Origin of the sequence: Sphingobium sp. EP60837, assembly GCF_001658005.1 — a bacterium.
Classification (GTDB): Bacteria; Pseudomonadota; Alphaproteobacteria; order Sphingomonadales; family Sphingomonadaceae; genus Sphingobium; species Sphingobium tyrosinilyticum.
The window spans coordinates 1,952,161-1,966,627 of record NZ_CP015986.1 but is presented as its reverse complement, the minus strand read 5'-3'; the positions used below and the strand labels follow the sequence as shown (position 1 = coordinate 1,966,627).

At 63.4% G+C, this 14,467-nt stretch carries 11 protein-coding genes; 1 reads left to right on the top strand and 10 read right to left on the bottom strand.

Features of this window, described 5'->3' with window-relative positions:
• Positions 1–286: 286 nt before the first annotated feature.
• The 6 genes from EP837_RS09535 to EP837_RS09510 all read right to left on the bottom strand — a co-directional run bounded on the left by EP837_RS09535 (position 287) and on the right by EP837_RS09510 (position 8,567).
• Positions 287–2,440 (bottom strand): pyrroloquinoline quinone-dependent dehydrogenase, encoded by a 2,154-nt coding sequence (locus tag EP837_RS09535; protein ID WP_156518460.1) that lies wholly within the window; start codon positions 2,438–2,440, stop codon positions 287–289.
• Between the two features lie 12 nt (positions 2,441–2,452).
• Positions 2,453–3,400 (bottom strand): sugar phosphate isomerase/epimerase family protein, encoded by a 948-nt coding sequence (locus EP837_RS09530; protein WP_066526803.1) that lies wholly within the window; start codon positions 3,398–3,400, stop codon positions 2,453–2,455.
• Positions 3,397–4,455 carry a sugar phosphate isomerase/epimerase family protein gene (locus EP837_RS09525; RefSeq protein WP_066526800.1) on the bottom strand — a complete coding sequence of 353 codons (1,059 nt, stop codon included), beginning with the start codon at positions 4,453–4,455 and terminating at the stop codon, positions 3,397–3,399. The genes EP837_RS09530 and EP837_RS09525 overlap by 4 nt, the downstream gene beginning before the upstream one ends.
• Positions 4,456–4,461: 6 nt before the next feature.
• Complete coding sequence (locus EP837_RS09520) at positions 4,462–5,592, bottom strand: Gfo/Idh/MocA family protein (protein ID WP_066526796.1); 1,131 nt, start codon at positions 5,590–5,592, stop codon at positions 4,462–4,464.
• Positions 5,589–6,899, bottom strand: coding sequence for an MFS transporter (locus EP837_RS09515; RefSeq protein ID WP_225870528.1), 1,311 nt, complete (start codon positions 6,897–6,899; stop codon positions 5,589–5,591). Before EP837_RS09515 ends, EP837_RS09520 begins: the two co-directional genes overlap by 4 nt.
• A 468-nt stretch (positions 6,900–7,367) precedes the next feature.
• Positions 7,368–8,567, bottom strand: coding sequence for a GGDEF domain-containing protein (locus tag EP837_RS09510; protein WP_225870527.1), 1,200 nt, complete (start codon positions 8,565–8,567; stop codon positions 7,368–7,370).
• Between the two features lie 192 nt (positions 8,568–8,759).
• Here EP837_RS09510 and EP837_RS09505 point away from each other — a divergent pair, with 192 nt between their 5' ends.
• Positions 8,760–9,206 carry a nuclear transport factor 2 family protein gene (locus EP837_RS09505; protein ID WP_156518458.1) on the top strand — a complete coding sequence of 149 codons (447 nt, stop codon included), beginning with the start codon at positions 8,760–8,762 and terminating at the stop codon, positions 9,204–9,206.
• 73 nt (positions 9,207–9,279) lie between these two features.
• Here the strand turns inward: EP837_RS09505 and EP837_RS09500 are convergent, their stop codons facing one another.
• The 4 genes from EP837_RS09500 to EP837_RS09485 all read right to left on the bottom strand — a co-directional run bounded on the left by EP837_RS09500 (position 9,280) and on the right by EP837_RS09485 (position 14,451).
• Positions 9,280–9,732, bottom strand: a complete 453-nt coding sequence (locus EP837_RS09500; protein ID WP_066526794.1) for a MaoC family dehydratase — start codon at positions 9,730–9,732, stop codon at positions 9,280–9,282.
• A 42-nt stretch (positions 9,733–9,774) separates the two neighbouring features.
• Positions 9,775–11,643: an ABC-F family ATP-binding cassette domain-containing protein gene (locus EP837_RS09495; RefSeq protein ID WP_066526789.1), complete on the bottom strand. Its 1,869-nt coding sequence runs from the start codon at positions 11,641–11,643 to the stop codon at positions 9,775–9,777.
• Between the two features lie 42 nt (positions 11,644–11,685).
• A complete protein-coding gene (locus EP837_RS09490) occupies positions 11,686–13,950 on the bottom strand; it encodes a glycoside hydrolase family 3 N-terminal domain-containing protein (RefSeq protein ID WP_066526787.1) in 2,265 nt (754 codons plus the stop codon).
• Positions 13,951–14,130: 180 nt separating this feature from the next.
• On the bottom strand, positions 14,131–14,451 hold the full coding sequence (locus tag EP837_RS09485) for a DMT family transporter (RefSeq protein ID WP_066526786.1): 321 nt from the start codon (positions 14,449–14,451) through the stop codon (positions 14,131–14,133).
• Between the last annotated feature and the right edge of the window lie 16 nt (positions 14,452–14,467).

Genomic DNA, 14,467 nt, shown 5'->3' with positions numbered 1-14,467 from the left:
CCCTTTCCTTAAGCTACTGAAAATAGCTATAAATCGTCCAACAACTGATATTGGCCGCGCCTTGCCTCTGGCGGCGTCAAGTTGCCCCTCCAATTGGACGCTTAACCATTCTGGTTTTATGGCGTGGCCTTGTCGCTCGCCAGATGGGGAGCGAGAACGCGCCGCCTCGCCGCTTTGGCCTTTGTCACGCATAGATGCGCCCAAGGCGTACCAGCTGACCTTGCTAGTCTTTCCGTTTAAGGATGTAGTCGGCCAACTCGGCGCTGTTCTTCGGAAGGCTTGGCACTTACCGACCAGTCGGCAATGCGAAAGCAACATAGGCTGAGCCTTGTGGCCCTTTGGGATTGCGCGAACCGCTGGTCGCGATGACAATGAACTGCCGACCGCCAGCCATATAGGTGACTGGCGTGGCGACCCCGGCGAAAGGCAACTCCGTTTGCCAGAGCAGCTTGCCGGTGCGGCTATCGAACGCGCGTAACTTGCGATCGTAAATCGTCGCGCCGATGATCACGAGCCCTCCCGCGGTTACGATGGGGCCCCCATAATTCTCCGATCCGGTATCGCGCATGCCCTTTGCGGAGAGTTCTGGATACTCTCCCAACGGGATCTTCCACAGATATCTGCCGGTGTTGAGATCTATGGCATTGAGCGTACCCCATGGCGGGGCGACGGCGGGATAGCCCTGGGCATCGAGGAACTTGCGATAACCGGTGAACCTGTAGCGCGCCCGCTGCACCGCCGGGGCGGCGCTTTCGGCTTCCCGCTGCTCGCCGTTGCTCGCCTCGGCCCTGCCGCCTGCCAAATAGCTGGCGATGGCGGCGCGATCCGCGGGGGGAATTTGCGGAAAGCCCGGCATACGTCCCTTACCGCCTGCGATAATGGCTGCGATCTGGGCTGTGTCCAAACGGGGGCTAAGATTTGTAAGGGGCGGGAACTCTGGCGGGGCGCCGTCGCGGTTCGCGCCGTGGCAGGCGGAACATTGCTCCTGATAGAGCGCGGCGCCGTTCCCCGCAGCCGGCGCCGGCTTGGTTTCAGCCAGTCCGCCAGTCCACACGACATCGTTGCTATTGATGTAGATGACCCCGCGCCGATGGTCGACCGCAGGGCCACCCCACTCCGCTCCACCGTCGAAACCTGGGAAAACCACCGTCTGCTTGCCCACCGTCAAAGGCGTGAATGGGCCTTTGTTATTGAAAGTGGCGAACGCCTTTTCCGCGGCCGCGCGCGCTTCCGGGGTGCGGTTGGTCAGCATGTCGGCGGTCAGATGTTGGCGCGCGAATGGCGCAGGCGTCAGCGCGAAGGGCTGCGTCGGCGAGGCGACTTCTCCGGGCACGTCGCTGGCGGGAACGGGACGTTCCTCAATGGGGAAGAGCGGCTTGCCGGTGACGCGGTCGAACAGGAACAGCATGCCCTGCTTCGATCCTTGCGCGACGGCATTGACCGACTTTCCGCCGCGACGGACCGTCAGCAGCACCGGTGGTGAGGGAAAGTCCCGGTCCCACAGGTCGTGGTGGACCCCCTGGAAGTGCCATAGGCGACGCCCGGTCGCGGCATCGAGCGCGATCAGCGAATTGGCATATAGATTATTGCCGACCCGATCCGCGCCGTAAAAGTCGTTCACCGCAGAACCTGTGGGAACGAACAAGATACCGCGCCGCTCATCGACGACCATTCCGGCCCAGTTGTTGGCCCCGCCAGCGGTCTTCCATGCGTCCGTCGGCCAGCTATCGTAGCCGGGCTCACCGGGATGGGGGATGACGTCGAATTTCCAGCGCAGCTTGCCGGTGCGCGCGTCATAGGCGCGGATACTGCCGGGCGCCGCCGGCGCCGTCTCGGAAGTCCGGAAACCCACGATGACGAGGTCCTTGAACACCGTAGCGGGAGAGGTCAGGAATGTCGCCATGGTCGCGGGATCGCGGCCGAGTTCGTCGCGCAGATCGACGCGCCCATCCTTGCCGAAAGTGGGAATGGGCTGGCCCGTTTCCGGCGATAGCGCCACCAAGTAAGAACCATAGCTGGTGAATAGATGGGCTTCAGCGCCTTCGCGCCAATAGGCTAGGCCGCGGATCGGTTGCGTGCTTCGCGAACCCGGATCATATTCCCACAGCTTGGCGCCTGTCTCCGGCGACATCGCGACGGTCTTCTGCCCCGGGGTCGTGGCATATAGCACACCGCCAATGACCAGCGGCGTGGTCTGCAAGCCGCCGGGACCGAAATCGACCCGCCAGACCTGCTCCAGCTTGCCGACGTTGCGCGTGTCGATCTGGCCAAGCTCGGAATAGCGGTCGCCGCCCGCATTTCCGCCATATACCGGCCAGTCACCGCGATCCGACACGGTGTTGCTGCCGGGCCGCGCGTTCATCGCACAGGCCGCGACGAATGTCGTCAGCCCCAACAACAAGGTTCCGCGGCCGGCCGAAAGACAGGGTTTTCTAGTCATGCTGACAGGCTTTCAGATCTGGCCGGTCAGGTAGGCGAAGCTTTTTGTGAGGGCATCGAACTTGGGTCCCGCGAAGGGCGGTTCCTGCTCGACGTAGAACTGTTGGATGCCGGCGGCATAGGCGGCGGGCAGCAGTTTGGCCCAGGGGATGATCCCGCTGCCGACCTCAGTCGGGTCCTGCCTGATGGCGAAGTTCCGGACAGTGCTGTCCAACACATCCTTGACATGCATCTGGCGAAACCGGCGCGGATAGCGCCGCAGCAGGTCGATCGGGTCCAACCCGGCCGCAACGACCCAGCCTGCGTCCATCTCGAAGCTGACCAGGGCAGGATCGGTCTCAGCCATCAGGATGTCGAAGCCGGTCCGCCCATCGACTGGGGCGAACTCCACATTATGGTTATGGTAACCCAGGCGTAGCCCCTCACGCTTCAGCAGCGCGCCGCGCGCGTTCAGTAATGCGGCTGTTCGTTTCCAGATATCGCCGCCCGGCGTCGCAGCGACACGCGCCAGATAGTCTCCAATTCCCTCGCCTGCCTTGGGCCGTCCGCCCTCCGGCCAGGGCATTAACGGCAGCACGACGTCCTTGATGCCAAGGATGTTCATTTCCGCCGCGATGCGGGCGGGGTCGCTGTCGATCCCCGGTTCCCGTCCGCGCGCGGTCGCCTGGAGATGAATGCTGGTGAAGCGCAGCCCCGCCTTGTCCGCTGCCTGGCGCAGTTCCGTCGCCCTATGCCCGTGCAGTCCGGCCAACTCCACGGTTCGGTAGCCGATCGCGGCCAGCCGGGCCAGGGTGCCGTCCAGATCCTTCGCCGCCTCCGCCCCGACGGTGTAGAGCTGAACCCCGACCGGCAGTCCATGCCGGGCGAAGAAACCGCGCCGCCGCGCGAAAGACGGGGTCGAGGCCATCGCGCCGAGGGCCAGGCCGGAAAACAGGATCGAGCGGCGATCGAGCAAGGTCATTCGGCAAGTCCCAGAAGCTTGCGGTTGCGGGCGGCATCACTCTGCGCGGCGGCAAAGTCGTCGAATGCGCGGTCAGTCACGCAGATGATATGGTCTGCGATGAACGGCGCGCCCTCGCGCGCGCCTTGTTCCGGGTGTTTGATGGCGCATTCCCATTCGAGCACCGCCCATCCCGCAAAGTCATATTGAGCGAGCTTCGAGAAAATGGCGCGGAAATCGATCTGCCCATCACCCAGCGAACGGAAGCGCCCCGGCCGATCGACCCATGACTGGTAGCCGCCATATGTTCCGCTTCGTCCGTTCGGCCGGAACTCGGCATCCTTGACGTGAAACGCCCTGATCCGATCATGGTAATGATCGATGAAGGAGAGGTAATCGAGCTGCTGGAGCTGGAAGTGGCTCGGATCGAAAAGGATGGCAGCGCGCGGGTGACCGCCGACCAGATCAAGGAAGCGATCGAACGTCACGCCGTCGTGCAGGTCCTCGCCCGGATGAAGCTCGAACGCGAGATCCACGCCCTCATCGGCGAAACAGTCGAGCAATGGCTGCCAGCGCCGCGCCAACTCGGCAAAGGCTTCTTCGACCAGCCCGGCCGGTCGTTGGGGCCATGGATAGATATAGGGCCACGCCAGCGCACCGGAGAAAGTAACATGGACGTCCAGCCCCATCCGGCGGCTCGCCTTTGCAGCGAGCTTCAATTGGCGGGCCGCCCATTCGGTGCGCGCGACCGGATTGCCCCGGACCTCGGGCGCAGCGAAGCTGTCGAACAACGGGTCATAGGCCGGGTGAACAGCAATCAACTGCCCTTGCAGATGAGTCGATAGTTCGGTGACCGCAAGCCCATGCGCAGCGAGCGTACCGGTGATCTCGTCACAATAGTCCTGCGATCCAGCGGCCTGTTCGAGATCGACGAAGCTGCCCGGCCCGGTCGGGAGTTGCAGTCCCTTATAGCCCAGCTCGGCTGCCCAGCGGGCGATCGAATCCAGCCGGTCGAACGGGGGCGTTTCATTCACAAACTGCGCGATGAACAGGCCCGGGCCCTTTAGCGTTTTCATAAACTGTCAATCTTCCAAATTTGTCCATCCGGCACGCGCCGCGCTGCTTGCCACTGCGCGCTCGACAAACCGCATTGACCGCACGCCGGCGGCGATCCCCGGCACCAGCGCGTCAACAATGCCGGGGGCGCCACGGATGGCGGCGGCCGTATCGCGATAGATGTTGGCAAATGCTTCGATGAAACCCTCGGGATGCCCGGCTGGCAAGCGCGAGCGGCCGTCGGCGCCGTCGTGGAGGATTCGTGTCTCGCCATTCAGATAGTTGATCGTCAAACTTGTCGCGGTCTCGTGGCTCCAGACCATCCCAGCTTTCGATCCGTAAACCCGCAGGGTCAGGTTGTTGCGCTCTCCTGTCGCAATCTGGGAAGCGAGGAGTGCGCCGCGCGCCCCATTGTCGAAGCGCAGCAGCAGATTGGAATCATCGTCCAGCAAGCGCCCCGGAACGACGGCCGCCAGATCGGCCACGAACGCGGCCACCTTTGCCCCGCTGACATATTCGGCAAGGTTGAAGGCATGAACGCCGATGTCGCCGATGCATCCCCCGACTCCCGCCTGGGAGGGGTCCGCGCGCCAAGCGGCCTGCTTGTTGCCCTCGGTCTCGATGGGTTCGGCCAGCCAGCCTTGCGGGTAATCGACGACTATCTTGCGAATGTCGCCCAGCGCGCCGTTCGCCACCATCTCTCTGGCGCGGCGTATCATCGGGTAACCCGTATAAGTGTAGGTCAGCGTATAAATCCGGTCGGTCGCCGAGACCGCATCGCGAAGCTCAAGCGCTTCGGCGAGCGTGGCCGTCGCCGGCTTGTCGGAGACCACGTGGAAACCTGCGGCAAGCGAGGCGAGCGCTATGGGCAAATGCAAGTGATTAGGGGTAGCGATCGCCACCAACTCGGCACCGTCCTCGCGCGCTGCCTCGGCAGCGAGCATGGCGCGCCAGTCGGAATGGATACGGTCGTCCTCCAGGCCAAGACTGCGCCCGGTGGCGGCGGAACGATCCGGATCGTGGCTGAACGCACCCGCCACCAGCACGATCTGACGGTCGAGCTGAGCGGCCATCCGATGCACAGGACCGATAAAGGAACCGGCTCCCCCGCCGACCATCGCCATGCGAACGGGAGCAGGATGCGTCTTTCCGCTCATGGCGTCGCCGCCCCCGGGTCCATGCTCAGATAAGGAGCCTCATCCTCAATGGCGGCCTTGGGTCCGCGCGACAGAGGGCGAAAGGCAAAGCCGAGAAGCAGTGCGCCGACAAGCGCCAGTCCGGTCGGCACCAGGAACAGCGTGCGATAATCGACCACCATGTGACGCCCGGTCTCCGTGACCACCTCGCTGCTGAGCAGCGCTGCCAAATAGGGGAACAGGAAGCTCGCCACCACCATGCCGACGCCCAGGATCAACAGGTTGAATAACCCTTGGGCGCTCACTCTCACATCCTTGGGGAACGCGTCGTCGATAAAGATGTAAACCGTTGCAAAGAAGAATGCGTAGCAAATCCCATGCAGCAGCTGCACCCCGATGATAAGCGGCACGCTGTCGGCGGCGAACGCGAAAATCGCGAAGCGGGCTGCGTGTCCAAGTATCCCGATGACCATCGTCGTGCGCCAGCCCAACTTTGCCAGCACCCTACCGAGCACCAGCATCGTCAATATTTCCGCTAATTGTCCAAGACTCAGGACGACCATGCTGAGATTGCCCGCAATGCCGACACGATCGGTCAGGAACGCATCGGAAAGCACAAAATAGCCGTTATGGATGACCGCATCGAGAAAAGTGACGAGGAAAAGCACGGCTAGATAGGGTTGGCGCAACAAGCCGAGAGCGCGCCGCCACGCCAGTTGATCCACAGACCCGTCCAGTTTCGGCGGCGTATGGGGCAAAGTCAGCGAGAAGGCCGCCATGGCGAAGGAAATAATTGCCGCCACCAGGAAAATCCACCGCACCTGTTCCGCATCCGCATGCGCGCTCAACAGGAAAATGAACGGCCAGCTTGCGAGAATCCAGCCTACCGTGCCGCCCATGCGAACCGTCCCGAAATCGCGTGCCGGATCGGGCAAGCTGGCGAAAGCTATCGAGTTCGCGACCGAGATGGTGGGAACATACAGCAAGCTGTAACCGAGGTAACAGGCGAAGAAACCGGCGAAGCTTTGCGAGAAAGCCACCCCGATCAGACAGAGCCCAGACAGAAGATGGCTGACGCACAGGAAGCGCTCTGCCGCGAAGTTGCGATCGGCAAATTGGTTCGAAACGAAGATACCGATAACAGCTGCGATACCCCAGCTGCTACCGACGACCGCCTGTTCCGCCGCACTAAAGCCAAGCATCGTCATGTAAGGAAATAGCTTTGGCGCCCAGGCGCCCCACACCGCCGTTTGAAGCGCCATCATCAAGAACAAGCGAGTGCGGAGCAGGGGATCAGCTATGACATGTTGTTTACTGGTCCGCGCCACGGCCTGTCCTCCCTGCGAAACGCGTTGTGCAACAACGGTAGTGCGTTGCCAACGGCCAATCGTCATGTGTGAGCCCAACCTTGCTAAGTGTCGCCTGCGGGCGAGCGAACACTTCCACGCGTTCCACGTCCGTCGGCCAGGGTGGACGAAGCGGCTTGCGGTAAATCATCCACGATAATCCCCGTCTGCGCCTGCACGCCGACCGAATTGGCGATGGGGCCATACGGCGAATGCCAGGTGCCTTGCTGTTCTGCGCTTGCGATGTGGCCGTGACAGTTGGGAAAACCGTCTGCAGATCGGTGATCCGCGTTACGCAGGCGACCGCCAGTTGGGCCTGAGAGGCGACAGCAACCTGCTTCAGGACGCTCCGAACATTCTCGGAGCGCTTCTTCGCTGTAACAACGATCTCGTCCGACGAAGCGGCTAAAGCCCCCGCCGCAACCGCTTTCATAATCGCTCCGCCGCGGTTCAGGCTACTGCGCGGCCCGCTTCGGCTACATCTTCCGCTGTGCAGAAATAGAGCTGCGCCTTGCCGCCCCGTTTGGAGCGATAGAGGGCGGCGTCAGCGCAGGCGGTCAGATGTTCCAGGCCCAATCCATGGCGCGGCGCCATCGCTATCCCGATGCTGACGGAAATGCGGATCTGCTCGCCCATCAACTGATAGGGCGCGCTTAGTTGCTTGATGATGCGGCGGGCCAGCATCTCGGCCTCGCCTTCGTGCAGGACGCCTTCTTGGACGACGATGAATTCGTCGCCACCGATGCGGGCGACCGTATCGACGGAGCGGACGGTCGCCCGCAGCCTGGCGGACACCTCTCGCAGAACCGCGTCTCCCATTGGGTGGCCATAGCGGTCGTTGATGATCTTGAAGCCATCCAGGTCGAGGAAATGGACTGCGAGCTGCCTGTCCTCGGACGCGGTGACGCTGAGACTGTTCTGGAACCGCTCTCTCAGCAGCAGGCGGTTGGGGAGACCGGTCAGGGCGTCCTGCCGCACCAGGGCGGCCAGATCATGTTTCGCAGTCAGATGCTCGACATCCGATCGATAGAGATGGCGTACCGACTCCAGGCTGAGCAGCGTGACAACAGTGACCAGCAACGCCTCGATGATGAAATATTCCGCGTGCATGGCCCCGGCGTCGCGCGTGCGGGCATGCAGCGCCAGGGCGGCGACCGTAGGAACGGTCGCCAGCAACAGACTGGTCACGCAGATACGCGGCCTGCCGCCGATGCGCGACACGATGCCCGCGCCGAACGTGAAGATCAGGCTGACGGCGACGAGGTGGTTGAGCGGCGTATGCGTGCCGAGTACGGCCGCGCTCAACGCGCCGAGCAGCGCGGCGAACACACAGCTGCCCGCCGCGTATCGCCATTCCCATTGCTTCACGCGATCGATGGTCAGGGCTGCCTGATGCGCATTACGGCGATAGGCGGTCAGCAGAGCAAGTCGCGCGATCGTCACCAGGATGGCCGCGGCGGTGATAAGGCCGACGATGACGCTACGATGTTCCATGAAGATCATCGCTCCGGCGACGCCGAACAAGACGCCCATCCCGGCGATCGGAAGGCGCATCGCGAACAATGCCTCCACCAGCTCGCAATAGACCGCATCGGGCAGCGGCGGCGGTGACGGCCCCTTTAACAGGGCGCGGACCGCGCGCCTCATCATGTTCGCTATCCGGTTCGGCTTTTTCGAGACCCGCGTCAAATCTTGCTCCAAGCACTCAGCGCATCGTCATGCAACGCCCGAAAGCCGGGAAATGCCCGGTGCACTTAGCGGGTGGCCTTGAATTTGATAAGTTTTATCTTCGCCGGCAAAGACCTATGGGCAATGGATAATCACAAGATGAGGAGGAATTGCTTGACTGAACAGGACAAGGTCGCCGCTATTCTGGAAATCCACGCGCTCAAGGCACGCTATTTCCGGACCATGGACATGAAGGACTGGGCGGGTCTGGAGGCGGCATTCGCGCCGGACCTTGTCGCCGACTTTCGCGCGGCGGCTGGCGAGTGGAACGAGGCTATGCTGGTTCATGGCGCCGCAGCCTATGTCGCACAGCTGGCGCCGATGCTGGAAAAGGTCTGCACCGTGCATCATGGCCATATGCCCGAAATCCACATCGAGACGGAGAGGGAGGCCAGCGGCGTGTGGGCGATGGAAGACAAGCTGTGGGTCGAGGAAGGCGCGCCGCTGCCGTTCCGCTGGATGCATGGCTATGGCCATTATCATGAGCGCTATGTCCGGCTGGCCGACGGATGGCGGATCAAGGAAATCCGCCTGACGCGGCTGCGGGTCGATGTCGGCTGAGCGAGTGGCATGGCCGCCGATCGACCTTCGCGGCCATGCACAGGGGCCTCTTCGTCTCTCTCTTGAGGAGGGGCTAAGCCGGGCGCTTGCGCATCATCGCTTGGCGGCGGCATTGGGCGACGATTTTGCCATCCTGATTACGGGCGACATGTTCAAATTCGACAATGCCGGTCGCGGGCCGCGATGTGCTTTCGCGCGCAGACAGGACCTTGCTGCGCACCCGGATCGTGTCGCCCTGAAATACCGGATTGGGAAAGATCACGTCGGTCATGCCGAGATTGCCGACCGTCGTGCCGAGCGTCGTGTCGTTCACCGACATGCCGATCATCAATCCCAGCGTGAAGAGGCTGTTGACGAGCGGCCTGCCCCATTCCGTCCCCGCCGCGAAATGCGCGTCAAGATGCAGCGGCTGCACATTCATGGTCAGGCTGGAAAAGAGGATATTGTCGGTTTCGGTGACCGTGCGCGACCAGGGATGATCGATCTCCAGCCCCGGCGTCAGCTCCTCGAAATATAGTCCAGCCACCTGCGCGCTCCTCTGCCTATCACGCCCCTGATAGGCGGGAAATCACAGTTCCTCCAGCGCCGCGCTCGCCTCCATCCAGACTTCCTCGACGGCCTCCAGCTTCTTTTCGACCGAAGCGCGTTTCACCATCAGGTCGGTCATGGTCATTTTCGCTTCCGCCCCCGTGGCCGATTTGGGGTCGAACAGCGCCTGGTCGATGCGGCTGCGCTCCGCCGCCAGCACCGCCATTTCCTTTTCAGCCTTGCTCAAGGCATTTTTCGCCGCCTTCTGCTTCTCACGCCATTCAGCGGCGTTGCGCTTTTCCGCCTTGCGATCGGCCTTGGGCGCGTCGCTGCCGGACCCGTTGCCATCAGCCTTGCGCAGGATGATGTCGGTATAATCTTCCAGGCTGCCGTCGAAGGGCTGGGCCGTGCCGCCATCGACCAGCACAAGACGATCGGCGACCAGTTCGATCATGTGGCGGTCGTGGGAGACGATCACGACCGCGCCCGAATAGTCATTGAGCGCCTGCACCAGCGCCTCCCGGCTATCGACGTCGAGGTGGTTGGTCGGCTCGTCGAGGATGAGGAGATGCGGCGCGTCGCGGGTGATGAGCGCGAGCGCCAGCCGCGCCCGCTCCCCGCCCGACATGCTGCCGACCTTCTGCGTGGCTCGCTCGCCCGAAAAGCCGAAACGGCCGAGCTGCGCGCGCACCGCTCCCGGCGTCGCGCCCTTCATGACGCGGGTCATATGTTCGAGCGGCGTGTCGTTAATGTCCAGCTCCTCCACCTGATACTGGGTGAAATAGCCGACATTCATCTTCGACGAGGCGTTCATCGCGCCTTCCATCGGCTTCAGCTGCGCCGCGATCAGGCGCGCGAGCGTGGTCTTGCCATTGCCATTGCGGCCGAGCAGCGCCAGCCGGTCGTCCGGATCAATGCGCAGATTGACCCGGCGCAGCACCGGCGTCTCATCATAACCGACCGCCGCCATGTCCATGGTGATGAGCGGCGGGCGCAATTCGGGCGGATTGGGAAAACCGAAATGCAGCGTCGGGTCTTCGATGGCCGCGGCAATGGGCTGCATCTTCGCCAGCGCCTTGGCGCGCGACTGCGCCTGCTTGGCGGTCGAAGCGCGGGCAGAGTTGCGAGCGACATAGTCCTGCAGCTTTTCGCGCTCCGCCTGCTGCTTCGCGCGAGCGGCCTCCTGCTGAGCCAGCCGTTCGGCACGCTGGCGCTCAAACGCGTCATAGCCGCCCGGATAGAGAGTGATCTTCCCCCCTTCCAGATGCAGGATATAATCGACGACATTGTTGAGCAGGTCGCGCTCGTGGCTGATGACGACGACCGTGCCGCGATAGGCCTTGAGGAAATTCTCCAGCCAGAGCGTCGCTTCGAGATCGAGGTGGTTTGAAGGCTCGTCGAGCAGCAGCAGGTCAGGATTGGAAAAGAGCAGCGAGGCGAGCGCCACGCGCATCTTCCAGCCGCCCGAATAGCTGTCGAGCGGACGGCCCTGCATTTCCTCATCGAAGCCGAGGCCGACGAGGATACGGGCAGCGCGGGCAGGCGCGGTGTAAGCGTCGATCGCATTCAGCCGCTCATAGATATGGCCGAGGCGATCGGGATCATGCGTCGCCTCGCTCTCCGCCATCAGCGCGGCGCGTTCCTTGTCGGCCGCCAGAACGGTTTCGAACGGCGTGGCAGTGCCGGCGGGCGCTTCCTGCGCGATATAGCCCAGGCGCGTGTCGCGCGGCATTTCGCAACTGCCTTCGTCCGGGTCGAGCTGGCCGATCATCACTTTCATCAGCGTCGATTTGCCCGCGCCGTTACGGCCGATGAGGCCCACGCGGCTACGCGGCGGCAGCGCGGCGCTGGCGCGGTCGATAATGGTGCGGCCGCCGAGGCGCACGGTGATGTCCTTCAGATTCAGCATGGGCGGCCCCGTAGCAGTTGTTGGGGCGGTTGTCAGGGTGGGTTAGGCTTTGGGCGATTCCGCGGCGTAGAGCGTGAACTGCGCATGCAGGCCGCCGTCCGAAGACTGGCCAAGCCATAGGTCGAACAGGCCAGGTTCCGCGATGATTCTGTTACCCGCCCCCACAAATTGCAGGTCGGCGCGCGAAAGGGAGAAGCGGACGGTCTTGCTCTCTCCCGGACTCAGCGTGACGCGCTCGATCCGTTTCAGTTCACGAACTGGCCGGGTGCGGCTGGCCACTCGGTCGCGGACATATAGTTGCACCACCTCGCTGCCGCGCCGGCCACCCTTGTTGGTCAGCCGCGCCGTAACTTCGATCGCCCGGTCCCAGCGGAGCGCGCTGTCCGACAGCTTCAGATTGTCGAGTGCGAACGTGGTGTAGCTGAGGCCGTGACCGAAGGGGAAACGGGCGCTGTTGTCGGTCGTCATGTAGCGGGCGCGATATTCGGTGCGGTTGTCGATCACCGGCCGGCCGGTTGACTTGCGGTCGTAGAAAAACGGCTCCTGCCCCGATTCCCAAGGGAAACTGACCGGCAGCTTGGCCGAAGGATCAATTCGGCCGAAGAGAATATCGGCGATCGCATGGCCCGCTTCCGACCCCAGGAACCATGTGGCGAGGACCGCTTGCGCATTGGCCACCGAATCATGCAGCGCCAGCGCGCGGCCGTGGCGCAGCAGCACGATCATCGGCTTTCCGGTGGCGGCGACCGCCTCGGCCAGCGCCTGCTGCACGGGCGGCAGTTCGATCGCGGTGCGCGATTGCGCTTCGCCCGACATGTCCTGCGATTCGCCGACCGCCAGCAGGATGATGTCGCATGCCTTCGCCGCCTCCACCGCCTGCGCGATGCCGCCATCGATCGACCCGCTGATCTCGCAGCCCTTGGCGATGCTGAGCAAGGCCGGGTCCGACATGGCGGCGCGGAGCCCGGCGGCGATGTCCACGCCCTTCCCCTTGTCGCCATAGAAGGCCCAGGGGCCATAGATATTCGCCCGATCCTCGCCGAATGGGCCGATCAGAGCGATCTTCTGGCGCTTTGCAGGATCGAGCGGCAGGACGCCGCTATTCTGAAGCAGCACGATCGACCGCGTCGCCGCTTCCCGCGATAGCGCGCGATGGGCGGGCGTGAAGATGCGGCTCTTCTCCGCCTCCTCACTGATCGACCGATAGGGATTGTCGAACAGGCCGATAGCCGTCTTCACATAGAGGATGCGGCGCACGGCGACGTCCACTGTCTCCATCGGCACCGCGCCGCTTTTCACCAGATCGGGCAAGTGGCGGATATAGAGACCGCTCTGCATCGACATATCGACCCCTGCCAGCACCGCCAGCCGCGCCGCGTCCCGCTCATCCTCCGCATAGCCATGGGCGATCAGCTCCTCGTCCGCCGTATAATCGGAGAAGACGAAACCCCGGAACTTCATCTCGCCGCGCAGCAGGTCGGTCAGCAGCTCCCGATCCGCGGTCGCGGGCACACCGTTTATCTCGCTGAATGCCGCCATGGTGGTCAGCGCGCCCGCCGCGAAGGCGGAGCCGAAGGGCGGCAGATGCGTCTCGCGCAGCGTCTCGTCGGAAATATCGACGCTGCCATATTCGAGGCCCGCCGCGACCGCGCCATAAGCGGCGAAATGCTTGGGGCAAGCGAGCAGGCTGTCGTCACGGCGCAGATCCCGGCCCTGAAAACCGCGCACGCGGGCGGCGGCGAACAGGCTGCCGAGATAGACATCCTCCCCCGCCCCCTCGACCACCCGGCCCCAGCGCTGATCGCGCGCGACATCGACCATGGGGGCGAAGGTCAAGTGCAGTCCCGCCGCGCTCGCCTCCTGCGCCATCGCACGCGCGGTGCGTTCGGCGAGCGACGGATCGAAGCTGGCGGCTTCGGCGAGCGGCACGGGAAAAATAGTCTTGAGCCCATGGATGACGTCCCCCGCCAGCAGCAGTGGAATGCCGAGGCGGCTTTGCTTGACCGCGATGTCCTGCGCGCGGCGAGCCCCTGCCACGCCAATGCCGTTGAACAGGCACCCAACGCGGCCCCTGCGTACTTCGTCGGAAAGCCGCTTCTCATCCTGGATGCCGACCTGCGGATTGGGCGGGTTATAGGGACGGAAGCTGTCGGTGAGGCAGGTCATCTGACCCGCCTTTTCCTCGACCGTCATGCGGCCGATCAGGTCATCGACCCGCGCCACTTCGGCGGCGGCAAAGGCCCGGCGGGGAAATGGCAGGGCGATAGCCAGCGCGGAGGAAAGCAGGGTGCGTCGGTCGATGCTCATCGATGGTCAAGGTAAAGCACTTCCGTGCTCCTGCGAAGGCCGGTCGAACGGGCAAACGCACCACCTATCCCGTTCGGGCTGAGCTGCCGAAGCCCTCTTCTCTTTTCTCGAAGGAAGTGAAGCCCTTCGACAAACTCAGCGCGAATGATATTGCAGGCAGCGTATTTCCTGGCGGCGCTCTCAAGCAGCGGCGAATAGCTTCGTGCCGATTACACCGATGACGGTCAGCGCCATGAAACCCGCCTGCATGGGCGTTACCCGGTCGCCAAACAGCATCACGCCGCCAATGATAACACCGACCGCACCCAGCCCGGTCCAAATCGCATAGGCCGTGCCCGCAGGCAGGCCCTTCATCGCAAGCGCCAGCAGGCCCATGTTGAGGAAGCTCAGGGCGATCGGCACGGACGATGCCTGCCAGCTGCCGATGGTCGCCGCCCATTTGAGGCTGAGCGCCCAACAGATTTCGGTGAATATGGCAATGCCCAGCACAAGCCACGCCATGACAGCGTTCCTTCTT